The sequence below is a fragment of the Szabonella alba genome (genome assembly GCF_016765775.1).
GTDB classification, from domain to species: domain Bacteria; phylum Pseudomonadota; class Alphaproteobacteria; order Rhodobacterales; family Rhodobacteraceae; genus Szabonella; species Szabonella alba.
The window spans coordinates 305,100-319,119 of sequence record NZ_JAESVN010000003.1 but is presented as its reverse complement, the minus strand read 5'-3'; the positions used below and the strand labels follow the sequence as shown (position 1 = coordinate 319,119).

Sequence of the window (14,020 nt, the reverse complement as noted above, 5' to 3'; positions counted from 1 at the left end):
CGGAATATGGGAAGCGCCGCGCCGCATTTCCAGACAGCGGGGCCGCATCACTGCCGATCAAAGGTCAATGCTGACCGGGAAATGGTCGGAGGCCGTCAGCAGCGCCTCGCGAAGATCGGGGTTCTGCCAGCAATCCGGATCATTCAGCGGATGCCAGATGCGCCAGCGCGGGCCGGTCGCGGCCAGATCGGCGCTGACCAGAATGAAATCCAGAAGCGCCTCGAAATAGCGTTTTTCGCGATCCAGCCAGAACCGCGCCGTGCTGGCCGACAGCCCGATCCGTGATTGCAGTGCCAGTTCCGCATGGGGTTCGCGCAGGCGCAGGCCGGGATCTTCGTGCAGTCCCATGACGATCTCGACGCCCGACTGGCCGAACAGCTTTTCATATTCATCAAGCCCCGGCCCGTCATTGAAATCGCCCAGCACGATCAGGCTGTCACCGCTTTCCAGATGGCGGCGCGCGCGCTGGCGCAGCCACAGGCATTGCGCCAGTTGCTTGCGTCGGTTCTCGATGCCGATGCGCATGGCCTCATCGGGGCTGCGGGCACCATGCGGGGCCTTGGATTTGGCATGCACCCCGATCAGGCGGATAGCGCGCCCCCCGGCCTGCAAAGCCAGTTCCAGGGGTGGTTTGGAAAAGCTGATCCGCTCGGGCTGTGCATCGGCATTCAGGTCATGGCGGAACACCCCGTCGAAACGCGGAATATCCGATGGGTCGGCATGCAGCGGATCGGTGCCTTGCGGGTCATGCCGGACGCCTATGCGGTCAGGATCGAACAGAAAGGCAATCTCCTGTTCCGTGTCGCTTTGAAACCCGATCAGCGCGCGGCGGGCGCGCAGGCCGAAATGCCGTGCGAATCCGTCCAGCGCGCGGGTCGTGCTGCGTTTGCGGCTTTGGTCCGGGGCCTCGACAATCAGGATGCCATCGGCATCCAGCGCGGTGAAGACGATCCCCAGCGCGCCCAGTTGCTCGCCCCGGCTGATCCCGTGCCGGGCCGAGCGTTGGCTGTCGGGCAGCATCAGCCCGTCATCATCGAACAGCGCATTGAACCATTCGACATTATAGGTGGCGATGCGCAGACGGGGCGGGGCCTTCGCCCCGGCCTCAGGCCGCTTGCTGGCCATTGATTTCGGCCCAGGCTGCATTGACCGCGATCAGGCGGCGTGAGGCAAGCTGCACAGCCTCGGGCGGCACGCCCCGCGCAATCAGGCGGTCGGGATGGCTGTCCAGAACCGCCTGTTTCCACGCCGCGCGTGCCTGATCGCGGCTGGCGCCTGCCGGCAAGCCCAGAATTTCATAAGGATCGCGGGGCGCGCCCTCGACAAAGCGCGCGCGCATGGCGCGGAAACAGGGTTCCCCCAGCCCGAAGATCATCGCGACCTCATGCAGAAAGGCGTCTTCGGCGGGATGGAAATTGTCATCGGCCATGGCGATGTGGAACAGCGCCTCAAGCACGTCGATCAGCACGCGATTGTCATCGGTACCGAACATGGCGCGGATCTTGCGGGCATAGGCGTCAAAGCCCGCCACATCCTGCCGGGCAAGATCGAAGACGCGGGCGGCATTGGCCTCTTCGTCAGGCGGAATCACGAACAGACGGCGGAACATCGCGACCTCGCCGCGTGTCACCTGACCGTCGGCCTTGGCCATCTTGGCCCCCAGCGCGATGACGGCGATGGTGAACCCGACCGAACGTTCGGCGCAAACCCCGCCTTCGCCGCGCAGGCGGTCGAACACCGCAGCCAGCCCTTCACCGGCGGCAAGGGCAGACAGGGCAGCGGCAATGCGGGACCAAAGCGACATGGACCAATCTTATCCGCTCATTCCGGTGCTGTCAGGCGGGGAAATGGTCGCATGACCCGCCTGTGATGCGGGCCATGCGGCAGGGTGCCGGATCAGGGGTGATCGGCATAGATCGCGCCAATCCGCGCGATGGCCTCTTCGGGCGTCATTTCCTCGCTGATGCCGCTGCGGCGCGAGGTCAGTTCGACCTTGCCCGCTGCCAGTCCGCGCGGCCCGACCGTGATGCGCCAGGGCAGGCCGATCAGGTCCATCGTGGCGAATTTCGCGCCTGCTCGTTCGTCGCGGTCATCATAAAGCGGATCAAGTCCGCCCAGTTTCAGTGCCTTGTAAAGCGCTTCACAGGCGGCATCCGTGCCGGCATCGCCCTGTTTCAGGTTCACGATACCGCAATGGAAAGGGGTCACGCCTTCGGGCCAGATGATGCCCTTGTCATCATGGCTGGCCTCGATGATGGCACCCAGAAGGCGGGACACACCGATGCCGTGGCTGCCCATCTCGACCGGAACGCGGCTGCCATCGGCGGTGACGACCGTGGCGCCCATCGCCTCGGAATATTTGGTGCCGAAATAGAAGATCTGGCCAACTTCGATACCCCGGCCCACCTTGCGGTGTTCCTCGGGGATCTGGTCGAAGACATCTGCGTCATGCGTCTCATCGGTGCGGGCGTAAAGCGTGGTGAACTCGTTGCAGACAGCTTCCACCTCGGCGCGGTTGTCGAAATCGACCTCACGGCTGCCCAGTTTCAGCGCCGTCACGCGGTCATCATAGAAGACTTCCGATTCGCCGGTCTGCGCCAGCACCAGAAATTCATGGGTATTGTCGCCCCCGATGGGTCCCGAGGCCGCGCGCATCGGAATCGCGGTCAGGCCCATGCGCTCATAGGTGCGCAGATAGCTGACCATATGGCGGTTATAGGCATGAAGGGCGGCATCGCGGTCGACGTCGAAGTTGTAGCCGTCCTTCATCAGGAATTCGCGGCCCCGCATCACGCCGAAACGCGGACGCACCTCATCGCGGAATTTCCACTGGATGTGATACAGCGTCAGCGGCAGATCCTTGTAGCTGTTCACATGACTGCGGAAGATGTCGGTGATCATCTCCTCATTCGTGGGACCATACAGCAGGTCGCGCTTGTGGCGGTCCTGGATTCGCAGCATTTCCTGCCCGTAATCGTCATAGCGCCCGGATTCGCGCCAGAGGTCCGCCGGTTGCAGCGTCGGCATCAGAAGCGGGATATGCCCAGCGCGGATCTGTTCCTCATGCACGATCTGTTCGATCCGGCGCAGCACCTTGAACCCCAGCGGCAGCCAGGAATAGATCCCCGCCGCCTGCTGCTTGATCATGCCCGCGCGCAGCATGTAGCGGTGGCTGACGATCTGGGCTTCGGCAGGGTTTTCCTTGAGGACGGGCAGAAAGTAGCGCGACAGACGCATGGGCGGGCCTCGTTTTCAGGCGTTTCGGGCAGGTCGTTTCGCCCGTTCCTAGCGGGTTGCCCCCTGGCAGGCAAGCCGCGCCGCCACCCTGCACGGGCGCATAAGGGTGGTGCGCCGTGTCGCAAGGACGGTGCAGGCGGTCGGGCCGGGGCTGGACAGCGTCGCCGCCCTGTCGCCATATGCGGCCAAACCGGCCCGCATGAAGGGGCCGCGACCGCGATGAAAGGAAACCCGCCATGTCCGCCGATGACGCCAGCAAGACCATCGCCGCCTATTACGCCGCCTTCAACGCCGCCGATCCTGACGCCATGCTGGCGCTGGTCACCGAAGATGTGGAACACCGCGTCAATGAGGGCGGGATCCGCCTTGGCCGCGCGAAATTCGCCGAGTTCTGCGCGCATATGGGGGTCAGCTATCACGAGGAACTGAAGGATATCATGATCTTCGCCAATGAGGACGGCACGCGGGGGGCGGCGGAATTCACTGTGCATGGCGAATATCTGCAGACCGACCCGGGCTTGCCCGAGGCGAAAGGGCAGACATATATCCTGCCCGCCGGGGCGTTTTTCGATCTGCGCGGTGACCGGATTTCACGGGTGACGACCTTCTACAATCTCAATGACTGGATCGCGCAGGTCAAATGACCGGGTCCGGGGAGATATCGGTCCGCACCCTGACCGGTTCGGCGCTTGAGGCCGCATTGGACGATGTGGCGGTGCTGCGCATCGCGGTGTTCCGCGACTGGCCTTATCTTTACGACGGGTCACTGGACTATGAGCGCCGCTATATGGAAAGCTATCGCAACAGCGCGGGTGCGATCGTCGTGGGGGCCTTTGACGGGGCACGGCTGGTCGGGGCGGCAACCGGCACCCCGATGGAAGATCACGCCGGTGAATTCGCGGCGGCCTTTGCGCCCATGGGGATCGCGTTGCAAGACATCTTCTATTGCGCGGAATCGGTTTTGATGCCGCAATATCGGAGCCGGGGGATCGGGCATCGCTTTTTTGATGAGCGCGAGGCCCATGCCGCCGCGCTGGGGCGGCGCCATGTCGCCTTCTGCTCGGTCCTGCGCCCTGATGATCATCCGATGCGCCCCAAGGGGGCGCGCAGCAATGATGCCTTCTGGCGCAAGCGCGGCTATGCGCCCTTGCCGGGTGTGATGGCGGAATTTTCATGGACCGATCTGGGCAAGGCGGCAGAGACGAAAAAGCTGCTGCAATTCTGGATGCGCACATTGTAAGGGGCCTGCCGATGACATCGAAGATCCGCATTGCCACCGCTGCCTATCCGCTGACCGAATTCGGCAACTTTGCCGATTACACCGCCAAGATGGACCAATGGGTTGCCGATGCGGCGGGGCAGGGGGCGGATCTGCTGGTCTTTCCCGAATATGGCGCCATGGAACTGGCCAGCCTTGGCGGCCGCGCGGTGTCAGAGGATATCGAGGCCGCCCTGCACGAGGCCGCGCGCCACGGACCTGCGGTGACGGCACATCTGGCGGGGCTCGCGTCACGGCACGAGGTGCATATCCTTGGCCCCTCTGCGCCGGTCTTTGCCGATCCTTCTCCGGGCAGTCGTCCGGTGAACCGTTCGGTACTTTATGGTCCTGACGGGGTGATCGGCCATCAGGACAAGCAGATCATGACGCGGTTCGAACGCGAAATCTGGACTGTCGTGCCGGGAACCGGGGGGCTGCGCGTGTTCGACACTCCGGTCGGGCGGCTGGGAATCCTGATCTGCTATGACAGCGAATTCCCGCTTCTGGCGCGGCATCTGGCCGAGGCGGGGGCCGAGATCCTTCTGGTGCCCTCCTGCACCGACAGTCTTGCCGGGTTCACCCGGGTGCAGGTCGGATCCATGGCGCGGGCGCTGGAAAATCAATGCATTGTGGTGCAATCCCCCACCGTGGGCCTTTGCGATTTCTGTCCTGCGGTGGATGAGAATGTGGGTGCTGCCTCACTCTACGGGCCGCCCGACCGGGGTTTTCCTCCCACCGGGATCATCGCGCAGGGCGGGCTGGACCGGCCCGGCTGGACCCTTGCCGATATCGATCTTGCCGCGATTGCCGAAGTGCGCCGCGATGGCGGCGTTCTCAACCACCGGCACTGGGCCGAACAGGCCCTGCGTCTGGGGCGATAGCGGCCCTGTCGGGAACAAGCGGCGGGCGGCTGTGTATTTGTGCTTGAAAATCCGGGAAATCGAGCGCATTTACCCGGCGATGCCTGCGCCCATGCGCGGGCGCAACCCATTTCGGAGAGACCATGGCCAAGGAAGACATTCTCGAATTCCCCGGTGTCGTCAAGGAACTCCTGCCGAATGCGACATTCAGGGTCGAACTTGAGAACGGCCATGAACTGATCGCAACGATGGCAGGCAAGATGCGGCAAAACCGCATCCGCGTTCTGGCAGGCGACAAGGTGCAGGTGGAAATGACCCCCTATGACCTGTCAAAGGGCCGCATCAATTATCGCTTCAAGTAAGCGGCGCGCGTCGGTCCCATGCGCCTGATCCTTGGTTCCGCCAGCCCGCGACGGCGCGATCTGCTGGCGCAGATCGGCGTTGTGCCGGATGCGATCCTGCCCCCGGATATCGACGAGGATCCGCTGAAGGGCGAATTGCCCCGCGTCTATTGCGCCCGGATCGCGCGGGAGAAAGCTGCGGCCGTGCAGGCCGGGCCGGGTGATCTGGTGCTGTGCGCCGATACCACCGTGGCGCTTGGCCGCCGGATCATGGGCAAGCCGCGCGATGCGGCCGAGGCGGCACAGTTCCTGCTGGCTCTTGGCGGGCGGCGCCATTCCGTCATCACCGCCATTGCACTGCGCCGGGATGGGCAGATGTGGACGCGTGAGGTCGTGTCGGCGGTTAAGATGAAACGGCTGTCAGATGGCGAACTCAACGCCTATTTGGCCAGTGGCGACTGGCAGGGCAAGGCCGGGGGCTATGGCATTCAGGGCATGGCCGGGGCCTTCATCCCGTGGATTTCCGGGTCTTTCACTGGCATCATGGGCCTGCCTGTGGCCGAAACGGCGGCAATGCTGGCAGCGGCGGGCTGGCCGGTCTGGAGGGCGGAATGACGCGCGGTATGCAGGGGCGGGTGATCCTGCTGGATGAGATCGGCGAGCGTGAGGTTGCGGCCCTGCTGATCGATGGCCGGCTTGAAGAATTGCTGGTCGATCCGTCTGATGATCGCCCGCTGACCGGCGCGATCTACCGCGCGATTGCCGACCGCCCGATGAAGGGCATGGGCGGCATGTTCGTCAAACTGCCCGGCGCCAGCGGCTTTCTGCGCCAGACCGACGGGCTGGCACCGGGGCGTCCGGTGCTGGTTCAGGTCACCGGACCGGCGGAACCGGGCAAGGCGGTGCCTGTCACGACGCGGCTTTTGTTCAAGTCGCGCCATGCCATCGTGACGCCGGGCGCGCCGGGGCTGAACATCTCACGCCGGATCCGCGACAGCGAGATCCGCGCCACGCTTGAGGCGTTGGCGGTTGCGGGGATGGCGGGCGCGGATGCAGGGCTGGGGCTGATCCTGCGATCTGCCTGCGAGGGTGCCGAAGCCGATGAGATTGCCGGGGACATCGCCCAGATGCGCGGGCTGGCCGAGGCGGTTCTGGCCGATCTTGTGGGCGGGCCGGAACTGCTGGTTGAGGGTGCGGGCGCGCGGGATACCGCATGGCGTGACTGGGCCGAACCGGCCCCCGATGCCGTCGAGGACCGCAAGGGCTGCTTTGCCGATCACGGCGTCGAGGACATGATCGAGGCGCTGCTTGGCCCCCGCGTGGATCTGGACGGCGGGGCGCATATGATGGTTGAACCGACGCGCGCGCTGGTTGCGGTGGATGTGAATACCGGGGGCGACAGTTCCCCCGCTGCCGGGCTCAAGACCAATATCGCCGCCGCACGGGAATTGCCGCGCCAGTTGCGGCTGCGGGGCTTGGGCGGGCAGATCGTGGTCGATTTCGCCCCGATGCCGAAGCGCGACCGCGCGGTTCTGGATCAGGTGCTGCGCGCGGCCTTCAAGGGGGAGGCGGCCGAGACCAATCTGGCGGGCTGGACGACGATCGGCCTTTATGAACTGGTGCGCAAACGCGACCGCGCGCCGCTGGCCGAGGTGCTGGCATGAGTTGTCCGATCTGCGCCAAGCCGGGTGATCCGGCCTATCGCCCCTTCTGTTCGCGCCGCTGCGCCGATATCGACCTTGGCCGCTGGCTGAAGGGAAGCTATGCGATCCCGTCCGATGACCCGGTTGAGGCGGAAGACCTGCAGAACATTTCCCCCGAGGCCGATGAGCGCAAGCGCCCGCATTAGGCGGCAGCGGATCGGGCGGGGCTGATGACATCGGGCGCGGCACGCCATCGGAACAGGGACTTGCACTGACCGGACCCAAGGGTGATATGAGGGCAGGGACCCCGTTCTGCCGGTCCTGAAAGGGGCATTCATGGCACTTCCGGTCCGACAGCAATTTCTGTATTGGGGCATCGCCGCCATCGCCATTCTGGCATTGCTCTGGCTGCTGGGGCCGGTCATGGCGCCCTTCCTGTTCGGCGGGGCCATTGCCTATTTTCTGGATCCGGTCGCGGACCGCCTGCAACGGCTGGGTCTTGGCCGCATCATGTCGACAGTGGTGATCTCGCTTGCCATGCTGATCGTCGTCGTGCTGCTGGTGATCGCGGTGATTCCGACGCTGGCCCAGCAATTGACCCAGCTTGTGAACGCGGCCCCCGAGATTTTCACGCGGCTGCAGGATTTCGTCAATGCCCGCTTTCCCGACATGATGGCGGATGACGGCCCGGTGCGGGAGGCGTTCAAGACCATTGGCGACACGATCAAGGAACGCGGCGGTGAACTGGCGGGCACGCTGTTTTCTTCGGCGCTTGGGGTCATCAACGCGGTGGTCTTCATTGTGGTCGTTCCGGTCGTGGCCTTCTATCTGCTGCTGGACTGGGACCGCATGGTGGCCCGCATCGACAGCCTGCTGCCGCGCGACCATGCGCCGACGATCCGCTTTCTGGCGCGTGAGATCGACCGCGTGCTGGCAGGCTTCGTGCGCGGACAACTCAGCGTCTGTCTGGTGATGGGGCTGTTCTATTCCATCTCGCTGATGCTGGCGGGTCTGCAATTCGGGCTGGTGGTCGGCGCGATTGCCGGGGCGATCACCTTCATTCCCTTCATCGGGGCCATCATCGGCGGCGCGCTGGCCATTGGGCTGGCGCTGTTCCAGTTCTGGGGGGACTGGGTGTCCATCGGCATCGTCGCGGGCATCTTCGCCCTTGGCCAGTTTCTTGAAGGCAATATCATCACCCCGCGTCTGGTGGGGGATTCGGTGGGCCTGCATCCGGTCTGGCTGCTTTTTGCGCTTTCGGCCTTTGGTGCGGCCTTCGGCTTTGTCGGCATGCTGGTCGCGGTGCCGGTTGCAGCGGCCATCGGCGTGCTGGTCCGCTGGGGCATCGGGGAATACGAGACCTCGATGCTGTATCGCGGACATGCACCGGACGAGACTTCGGAGCCCGAGGGGTGACACGACAGCTGGCCTTTGACCTGCCGCACCGCACGGCGCGGGGGCGGGAGGATTTCTTTGTATCCGGCGCCAATGCAGCCGCGCTGGCGGGGCTGGATGGCTGGCGTGACTGGCCCGAGGGTCGGATGCTGCTGATCGGGCCGGAAGGTGCCGGCAAAACGCATCTGGCCCATGTCTGGGCGGATGCAAGCGGGGCGCGCATCATCGCGGCGGCCAGCCTGCCGGGGCAGGATCTGCCCGCGCTGGCCGAAGGGCGCGCGCTGGTGGTCGAGGATGCCGACCGCATCGGCGGCGCTTCCGCGGCCGAGGATGCGCTGTTTCACCTTTACAACATCGCCGCGGCAGGGCGCGTGGCGCTGCTGATCACCGCGCGCGGCCCGGTGCCGGGCTGGGGTCTGCGACTTCCCGATCTGCAAAGCCGCATGCAATCCATGGCGCAGCTTGCCTTGCAGCCCCCCGATGACGCCCTGCTGGCCGCCGTTCTGGTCAAACTCTTCGCCGATCGGCAACTGGCAGTTCCGGCCTCGCTGATACCCTATCTGCTGGCGCGGATGGAGCGCAGCCTTGCCGGCGCGCGCGCGCTGGTCGCGGCGCTGGACCATGGGGCGTTGGCCGCAGGCGGGGCCATCACACAGAAGCTTGCCAAGCGCGTTCTGGGCGGCGAATGATCGGGGCAGGAACGGTCAGGGCAGACAAAGATCCGGGCAGGGCTGGACCGTCACCGGCCCGTTACAAAGGGCGCTTACGCAGCAGATCATGACACAGGCAGATTTCCTCAAGGCTCCGTTCTCCGCTCCCGCTGATCTGCCCGAGGCAGAGACGCAGGGACCGAAGCGTTTTTTCAACCGTGAACTCAGCTGGCTCGCCTTCAACTGGCGGGTGCTGGAAGAGGCATCAAATCCGTCGGTCCCCTTGCTGGAACGGCTGCGCTTCCTGTCGATCTCGGCCACCAATCTGGATGAGTTCTATACGGTCCGCGTGGCCGGTCTGCGCGCCCTGATCCGGAGCGGCAAGACCGCGGTTTCCGAGGATGGCCGCAGCCCTGCCGAACAGCTGGCGCTGATCAATGAGGACGCGCGGCGGCTGATGCAGAATCAGCAGATCGTGTTCAACCGTCTGAAGAAAGAGATGGAAGGGCAGGGCATCTCGATCCTGACCCGGTCGAAACTGACCAGCCGCGACCTGAAGCATCTTGAGGACCACTTCATCAACAAGGTTTTCCCGGTCCTGTCGCCGCTGGCCATTGACCCGGCGCATCCCTTTCCCTTCATTCCCAATACCGGCTTTTGCCTTGCGCTGGAGCTTGAGCGCAGTTCGGACCGCCGTGCGCTGCAGGCGCTGCTGCCGATCCCGCAGCAGATTGCACGATTCGTGGCCTTGCCCGCCAAATCCGGCGAAAACCGCTTCCTGCCGCTGGAAGAGCTGTTGCTCTTGCATCTGAGCATGCTGTTTCCCGGCTATTCGGACCGGGGTCATTGCAGTTTCCGCGTGTTGCGCGACAGCGATCTGGAGGTCGAGGACGAGGCCGAGGATCTGGTCCGCGAATTCGAGACCGCCCTGAAACGCCGTCGCCGGGGGGAGGTGATCCGCCTGAAGATGTCGGCGGGCGCACCTGCGGACCTGCGCGCGATGATCATGGAAGAACTGGACGTCACCGCCGCCGATATGGTCGAGGTGCGCGGCCTTCTGGGGGTTGCCGATCTCAAGGAACTGGTGCTGGGGGATCGCAAGGATTTGCTTTGGCCGCCCTTCGCCCCCCGCGTGCCGGAACGGGTCACCGATCATGACGGCGACATGTTTGCCGCGATCCGTCAGAAGGACATGCTGCTGCATCACCCCTATGAGACCTTCGACATGGTAGTGCGCTATCTGGAACAGGCGGCGCGCGATCCGGATGTTCTGGCGATCAAGCAGACCCTTTACCGCACCAGCGCCGAAAGCCCCGTTGTGGCCGCCCTTTGTGAGGCCGCCGAGGCGGGGAAATCCGTGACCGCACTGGTTGAGTTGAAGGCGCGTTTCGACGAGGCCGCCAATATCCGCCAGTCGCGGCGGCTGGAGCGGGCGGGTGCGCATGTGGTCTACGGGTTCATGAACCTGAAAACCCACGCCAAAATCTCTACCGTCGTGCGGCGGGAGGGCGACAATCTTGTCACCTATACCCATTACGGCACCGGCAATTACCACCCGATCACCGCGCGGATCTATACGGATCTGAGCTTTTTCACCTGTGACGGGGCTTTAGGGCGGGATGCAACGAAGGTGTTCAACTATCTTTCGGGCTATGTGCAGCCCGAGGGGCTGGAAAACCTTGCCATCGCGCCGACCACGCTGAAGCCGAGGCTTCTGGAACTGATCGCGGCCGAGGCCGATCATGCCCGGGCAGGGCGTCCGGCGGAGATCTGGGTCAAGGTCAATTCGCTGGTCGAACCCGATGTGATCGACGCGCTTTATGCAGCCAGTGCTGCCGGTGTGCGCATCAGCCTTGTGGTGCGCGGCATCTGCGCGCTGCGCCCCGGCATCAAGGGCCTGTCCGAGAATATCCGCGTGAAATCGGTCGTCGGGCGCTATCTGGAACACAGCCGCATCGTCTGTTTCGGCAATGGCGGTGGCTTGCCCTCGAAAAAGGCGCGGGTCTTCCTGTCTTCGGCGGACTGGATGGGGCGCAACCTGACGCGGCGGGTGGAAACGCTGGTCGAGGCGCATAACCCCACCGTCAAGGCGCAGATCGTCAGCCAGATCATGGCCGCCAATATGGCGGATGAGGCGCAAAGCTGGATCCTGCATCCCGATGGACGCTATGAGCGCAGCCTGCAACCCACTGAAGGCACGCTGTTTTCATGTCACCGCTTCTTCATGGAAAACCCGTCGTTGTCGGGGCGCGGAACCGCCGGGGCCAAGGATGTGCCGCGACTGGCCCATTCGCGTGACGAAAACACCGGCTAGGCCGTCGGGGAAGGCGTTGACGCTGCCGCTGCGACGCGGCATCGTCGGCGCGGATCCAAAGGAGGCTTCACCATGGCCAGCAAGACCGAAACCGCGCCCGAAACGGGCGAGGACTATGACTGGTCTGCCGAGGATGGGCCCTTTCTGAAACCGCTGTTTGACGATCCGTCGGCCCGCGCGCTCAGCCGGGTCGGGGTTGTCGATGTCGGCTCGAACTCGGTCCGGATGGTGGTCTTTGACGGGGCCGCCCGCAGCCCTGCCTATTTCTACAATGAAAAGCTGATGGCGGGGCTGGGCAAGGGGCTGGCCGAAACCGGACGGCTGAACCCCGAAGGCCGCGAACGCGCCCTGATCGCGCTGCGCCGTTTCGCGCTGCTGGCCGAAGGCATGGAGATCGCGCCGCTGACCTGTGTCGCCACCGCCGCCGTGCGCGAGGCCGAGGACGGCCCCGAATTTCAGGCGCAGGTCGAGGCCGAAACCGGGCTGCGGCTTTGGGTCATCGACGGCAAGGAAGAGGCACGGCTTTCGGCACAGGGCGTTCTGCTGGGCTGGCCCGAGGCCAAGGGGATTGTCTGCGATATCGGCGGCAACTCGATGGAACTGGCGCGGATCGGCAATGGCAAGGTGGGCGCGCGCGCCTCATCCCCGCTGGGGCCGTTCCGTCTGCAGCAGATCGAGGGCGGGGCCGAAAAGCGCCGCGCGGTGATCGACCGGGTGTTGCGGCGGCTGAAAGACATCATCAAGCCCGAGAATGACCGGATCTATCTGGTGGGCGGTTCATGGCGGGTCATCGCCCGGCTGGATATGGAGCGGCGCAACTATCCGCTGACCGTGCTGCATGAATACCGCATGACGCCGAAATCCGTGCTGGCGACGATCGACTGGATTGCCGCGAATGATCCGGCAATTCTGCGCGCCCGCACCGGCACCTCGGCCGAACGGATGGAACTGGTGCCGCTGGCCTGTGAGATGCTGCGCGAACTAATCCGGGTCTTTCAGCCGAAAGAGATCGACGTTTCTTCCTACGGGATCCGCGAGGGGCTGCTTTATGAACAGATGCCCGAACGGCTGCGCGCCCGCGATCCGCTGATCGAGGCGGCGCGCGCCGCTGAACAGACCTCGGCCCGGCTGCCGGGCTTTGGCAAGAAGCTGTACAATTTCCTGCTGCCGATTTTCGGCAATGAACCGCCCGAGCGATTGCGGCTGATCAAGGCGGCCTGTCTTTTGCATGACACGACATGGCGCGCCCATCCCGATTACCGCGCCGAGGTCTGTTTCGACAATGCGACCCGCGCCAATCTGGGCGGGCTCGATCATCGCGGAAGGGTCTTTCTGGGGCTTTCGCTGCTGCACCGCTACAAGAATTCCCGGTCGGGCACGCGGCTGGAATCGCTGTTCCAGCTTTTGCAGGACGATGAGATCCGGCAGGCCGAGGTGCTGGGCAAGGCCATGCGGTTCGGCGCGATGTTTTCAGCCAAGGGGCCGGAAAGTGCCGGGCATCTGCGCTGGCTGGCAAAGAAGAAGGTGCTGGAACTGACACTGACCCCGCTGGGCGTCGGACTTTACGGTGAGGTCACGCAGGCGCGGTTCCGGTCGCTGGCCAGCGCCATGGGGGGCACGCCCAAGGTGGTTCTGCCCGGGGCAGAAGGCTGAGAATGCGCTTTGGCGTCTTGCTGATGCCCGGCACCGGGGCTGCGATATGATCCGTGCGGCGGCTGCGGCGGATGGTGCCGCCATCTTGCGGATCTGGAACCCGGTGATTCGCTATACGGCGGCGACCTTCAACAACGTTGAAAAAACCGGCGATGAGATCGGGGAGCTGCTGGCGGCCAAGGCCGGGGCCGGGCAGCCGTTCCTGCTGGCCGAAGAGGCGGGGCAGGTGCTGGGTTTTGCGACCTATGGCGCATTTCGCGGCGGCGTCGGCTATCGCCGCATTGCCGAACATACGATCCTGCTGGACCCATCCGCGCATGGGCGCGGGCTGGGACGCGCGTTGATGGCGACGCTGGAAACGGTGGCGCGGGGGCAGGATATCGCCTCATTGATGGGCGGGATCAGCGGTGAGAACACCGCCGGAATCGCCTTTCACCGTGCCCTCGGATTTCAGGAGGTGGGGCGCATCCCGCAGGCAGGCTGGAAATTCGGGCGCTGGATGGATCTGGTACTGATGCAGAAGATCCTGTCGGCCTGAACGGACGGATGGGGCGGGAAGGGGGCGCTGCCCCCTTGCCCCTGCGGGGCTCACCCCCGAGGTATTTGGGCAAGGTGAATGGATGGAATTGAGTCCCATGGGCCACAGGTCCGCTGTGGATATGTGGTGGC

Annotated in this window: 15 protein-coding genes; 12 read left to right on the top strand and 3 right to left on the bottom strand. The window is 64.5% G+C overall.

The window, feature by feature from the left end:
- Window positions 1-57 precede the first annotated feature (57 nt).
- From JL811_RS09185 to proS, 3 genes are all read right to left on the bottom strand, one after another.
- On the bottom strand, window positions 58-1,125 hold the full coding sequence (locus JL811_RS09185) for an endonuclease/exonuclease/phosphatase family protein (protein WP_202688311.1): 1,068 nt from the start codon (window positions 1,123-1,125) through the stop codon (window positions 58-60).
- On the bottom strand, window positions 1,106-1,804 hold the full coding sequence (locus JL811_RS09180; protein ID WP_202688310.1) for a molecular chaperone DjiA: 699 nt from the start codon (window positions 1,802-1,804) through the stop codon (window positions 1,106-1,108). The genes JL811_RS09185 and JL811_RS09180 overlap by 20 nt, the downstream gene beginning before the upstream one ends.
- Window positions 1,805-1,896: 92 nt before the next feature.
- Window positions 1,897-3,237 (bottom strand): proline--tRNA ligase, encoded by a 1,341-nt coding sequence (gene proS / locus JL811_RS09175; RefSeq protein WP_202688309.1) that lies wholly within the window; start codon window positions 3,235-3,237, stop codon window positions 1,897-1,899.
- Between the two features lie 236 nt (window positions 3,238-3,473).
- Between proS and JL811_RS09170 the strand changes: the two genes are divergently transcribed.
- From JL811_RS09170 to JL811_RS09115, 12 genes are all read left to right on the top strand, one after another.
- Window positions 3,474-3,881 carry a ketosteroid isomerase-related protein gene (locus tag JL811_RS09170; RefSeq protein WP_202688308.1) on the top strand — a complete coding sequence of 136 codons (408 nt, stop codon included), beginning with the start codon at window positions 3,474-3,476 and terminating at the stop codon, window positions 3,879-3,881.
- On the top strand, window positions 3,878-4,477 hold the full coding sequence (locus JL811_RS09165; RefSeq protein ID WP_202688307.1) for a GNAT family N-acetyltransferase: 600 nt from the start codon (window positions 3,878-3,880) through the stop codon (window positions 4,475-4,477). Before JL811_RS09170 ends, JL811_RS09165 begins: the two co-directional genes overlap by 4 nt.
- A 23-nt stretch (window positions 4,478-4,500) precedes the next feature.
- A complete protein-coding gene (locus JL811_RS09160; RefSeq protein ID WP_202688516.1) occupies window positions 4,501-5,376 on the top strand; it encodes a nitrilase-related carbon-nitrogen hydrolase in 876 nt (291 codons plus the stop codon).
- A gap of 122 nt (window positions 5,377-5,498) precedes the next feature.
- Window positions 5,499-5,717, top strand: a complete 219-nt coding sequence (infA, locus tag JL811_RS09155) for a translation initiation factor IF-1 (protein WP_202688306.1) — start codon at window positions 5,499-5,501, stop codon at window positions 5,715-5,717.
- Between the two features lie 18 nt (window positions 5,718-5,735).
- Window positions 5,736-6,311, top strand: coding sequence for a Maf family protein (locus JL811_RS09150; RefSeq protein WP_202688305.1), 576 nt, complete (start codon window positions 5,736-5,738; stop codon window positions 6,309-6,311).
- 8 nt (window positions 6,312-6,319) lie between these two features.
- The gene (locus JL811_RS09145; RefSeq protein ID WP_202688515.1) at window positions 6,320-7,360 is read left to right on the top strand and encodes a ribonuclease E/G; all 1,041 of its coding nucleotides are present in this window, start codon (window positions 6,320-6,322) and stop codon (window positions 7,358-7,360) included.
- Complete coding sequence (locus tag JL811_RS09140) at window positions 7,357-7,545, top strand: DNA gyrase inhibitor YacG (RefSeq protein ID WP_202688304.1); 189 nt, start codon at window positions 7,357-7,359, stop codon at window positions 7,543-7,545. The genes JL811_RS09145 and JL811_RS09140 overlap by 4 nt, the downstream gene beginning before the upstream one ends.
- A gap of 130 nt (window positions 7,546-7,675) precedes the next feature.
- Complete coding sequence (locus tag JL811_RS09135) at window positions 7,676-8,755, top strand: AI-2E family transporter (RefSeq protein ID WP_202688303.1); 1,080 nt, start codon at window positions 7,676-7,678, stop codon at window positions 8,753-8,755.
- On the top strand, window positions 8,752-9,423 hold the full coding sequence (locus tag JL811_RS09130) for a P-loop NTPase family protein (RefSeq protein WP_202688302.1): 672 nt from the start codon (window positions 8,752-8,754) through the stop codon (window positions 9,421-9,423). The genes JL811_RS09135 and JL811_RS09130 overlap by 4 nt, the downstream gene beginning before the upstream one ends.
- 88 nt (window positions 9,424-9,511) lie before the next feature.
- Entirely contained in the window at window positions 9,512-11,698 is a 2,187-nt protein-coding gene (locus JL811_RS09125) for an RNA degradosome polyphosphate kinase (RefSeq protein ID WP_202688301.1), read from the top strand.
- 72 nt (window positions 11,699-11,770) lie between these two features.
- Window positions 11,771-13,351 carry a Ppx/GppA family phosphatase gene (locus JL811_RS09120; protein ID WP_202688300.1) on the top strand — a complete coding sequence of 527 codons (1,581 nt, stop codon included), beginning with the start codon at window positions 11,771-11,773 and terminating at the stop codon, window positions 13,349-13,351.
- Window positions 13,352-13,397: 46 nt separating this feature from the next.
- A complete protein-coding gene (locus tag JL811_RS09115) occupies window positions 13,398-13,889 on the top strand; it encodes a GNAT family N-acetyltransferase (RefSeq protein WP_202688298.1) in 492 nt (163 codons plus the stop codon).
- The last annotated feature ends 131 nt before the right edge of the window (window positions 13,890-14,020 follow it).

Excerpts from the sequence above, each read along its gene's own strand:
- JL811_RS09185 (WP_202688311.1), bottom strand. The coding sequence starts at position 1,125 with ATGGCCAGCAAGCGGCCTGAGGCCGGGGCGAAGGCCCCGCCCCGTCTG.
- JL811_RS09180 (WP_202688310.1), bottom strand. The coding sequence starts at position 1,804 with ATGTCGCTTTGGTCCCGCATTGCCGCTGCCCTGTCTGCCCTTGCCGCC.
- proS (WP_202688309.1), bottom strand. The coding sequence starts at position 3,237 with ATGCGTCTGTCGCGCTACTTTCTGCCCGTCCTCAAGGAAAACCCTGCC.
- JL811_RS09170 (WP_202688308.1), top strand. The coding sequence starts at position 3,474 with ATGTCCGCCGATGACGCCAGCAAGACCATCGCCGCCTATTACGCCGCC.
- JL811_RS09165 (WP_202688307.1), top strand. The coding sequence starts at position 3,878 with ATGACCGGGTCCGGGGAGATATCGGTCCGCACCCTGACCGGTTCGGCG.
- infA (WP_202688306.1), top strand. The coding sequence starts at position 5,499 with ATGGCCAAGGAAGACATTCTCGAATTCCCCGGTGTCGTCAAGGAACTC.
- JL811_RS09150 (WP_202688305.1), top strand. The coding sequence starts at position 5,736 with ATGCGCCTGATCCTTGGTTCCGCCAGCCCGCGACGGCGCGATCTGCTG.
- JL811_RS09145 (WP_202688515.1), top strand. The coding sequence starts at position 6,320 with ATGCAGGGGCGGGTGATCCTGCTGGATGAGATCGGCGAGCGTGAGGTT.
- JL811_RS09140 (WP_202688304.1), top strand. The coding sequence starts at position 7,357 with ATGAGTTGTCCGATCTGCGCCAAGCCGGGTGATCCGGCCTATCGCCCC.
- JL811_RS09135 (WP_202688303.1), top strand. The coding sequence starts at position 7,676 with ATGGCACTTCCGGTCCGACAGCAATTTCTGTATTGGGGCATCGCCGCC.
- JL811_RS09125 (WP_202688301.1), top strand. The coding sequence starts at position 9,512 with ATGACACAGGCAGATTTCCTCAAGGCTCCGTTCTCCGCTCCCGCTGAT.
- JL811_RS09120 (WP_202688300.1), top strand. The coding sequence starts at position 11,771 with ATGGCCAGCAAGACCGAAACCGCGCCCGAAACGGGCGAGGACTATGAC.
- JL811_RS09115 (WP_202688298.1), top strand. The coding sequence starts at position 13,398 with ATGATCCGTGCGGCGGCTGCGGCGGATGGTGCCGCCATCTTGCGGATC.